This is a genomic window from Rhodococcus sp. MALMAid1271 (assembly GCF_049195265.1).
Classification (GTDB): domain Bacteria; phylum Actinomycetota; class Actinomycetes; order Mycobacteriales; family Mycobacteriaceae; genus Rhodococcoides.
Genome location: NZ_JBMIRQ010000115.1, coordinates 1 through 1,464, shown reverse-complemented (window position 1 = coordinate 1,464; position 1,464 = coordinate 1). Strand labels below are relative to the sequence as shown.

The 1,464-nt window shown below is 63.3% G+C and carries 1 protein-coding gene; it reads right to left on the bottom strand.

Features of this window, described 5'->3' with window-relative positions; translation table 11 throughout:
- Nucleotides 1-27 precede the first annotated feature (27 nt).
- Nucleotides 28-1,098 (bottom strand): ABC transporter ATP-binding protein, encoded by a 1,071-nt coding sequence (locus ACOQFP_RS22090; RefSeq protein WP_421585534.1) that lies wholly within the window; start codon nucleotides 1,096-1,098, stop codon nucleotides 28-30.
- Nucleotides 1,099-1,464 lie beyond the last annotated feature (366 nt).

Below are 1,464 nucleotides of genomic sequence, written 5' to 3'. Positions count from 1 at the left end.
CACGAAAACCGCCCACGACTGGGGACGTCAGTTCAGACGGTGGCCCTCTGCGGAGGCTTCGAAGACGTGTGCGTGCGCGTCATCGATGCGGACGTGGACGCGGTCGCCCTTCTCCGGCGGGCTGCGCCAATCGGCCCGAGCGACAATGGTCTCGGTGCGCCCGTTGATGTCCGCGCGTCCGAACACGAACGCTTCCGACCCGAGTTCCTCCACGACATCGATCTCGAGGGCAATTCCGCTGTCTGCAATCTCGATGTGCTCCGGCCGAATGCCGAACATCACCTCGGTCGCAGAACCGAGAGTCCGACGCGGCACCGGAATCACCTGATTGGCCAGGCGAACTCCGCCGTCGGTGACAGGAGCACGGAACAGGTTCATCGACGGTGAGCCCATGAAACCCGCCACGAACGCGTTCACCGGGGTGCGGTACAGCTCCCGCGGGCTAGCGCATTGCTGCAACACACCACCCTTGAGTACGGCAACGCGATCGCCCATCGTCATGGCCTCGACCTGATCATGGGTGACGTAGACCGTGGTGGTGCCCAATCGACGCTGCAGCTGAGCAATCTGCGTGCGCGTCTGGACTCGGAGCTTCGCGTCGAGGTTGCTCAGCGGCTCGTCCATCAGAAACACCTGTGGTTGACGAACGATGGCGCGTCCCATGGCCACTCGCTGCCGCTGACCACCGGAGAGCGCCTTCGGTTTGCGGTCCAGATACGGCTCCAGGTCGAGAAGCTTCGCCGCTTCCTCGACGCGAGCGCGGATGTCTTCCTTGCTTGCCTTCGCCAACTTGAGCGCGAAGCCCATGTTCTCCGCCACGGTCATATGCGGGTACAACGCATAGTTCTGAAAGACCATCGCGATATCGCGGTCCTTGGGCTCGGTATTGGTGACGTCCTTGCCGCCGATGAGAATGCGACCGGACGTGACCTCCTCCAGGCCCGCGAGTACGCGCAGGGACGTCGACTTGCCGCAGCCCGATGGGCCGACCAGAACCAGGAACTCACCGTCCTCGATGTGCAGGTCCAGCTCGTTCACCGCCGGGGTATCGGAGCCGGGAAACAGCCTGGTCGTGCGCTCGAACGTGATTGATGCCATGACGAAATAGATCCCTCCACCGGCAGGAACGTGCCGGACGATCCGAGTGTGGGGTGCCGGCGGAAACCGGCCAGCACATAGTATGGGCCCGGTCACAGTCGCGAGAGAGCGGCCCGGTGAGCGGTGCTGAGTCGTGACGCACGATTCTCGTTCGGTTCCCGACGGCGGCAGGTGACCTGCGATATCTGTGGGTCTAGTGAGCTGCGGTACTGCACCGTCGCTCCTTGACCAGCACCGCCGGAATGTGTCGGTGGGTGGGTATAGCTTGTGCGGTGTGAAGGCATGGGGGGATGTGTTCGAGCTCGCGGACCAGGAGTTGGTCTCCGAGCTCGCTGCCGTGACTTCCGACGAAAATGTTCTTGCTGC

Coding starts and splice junctions, on each gene's coding strand:
- ACOQFP_RS22090 (WP_421585534.1), bottom strand. CDS start 1,098: ATGGCATCAATCACGTTCGAGCGCACGACCAGGCTGTTTCCCGGCTCC.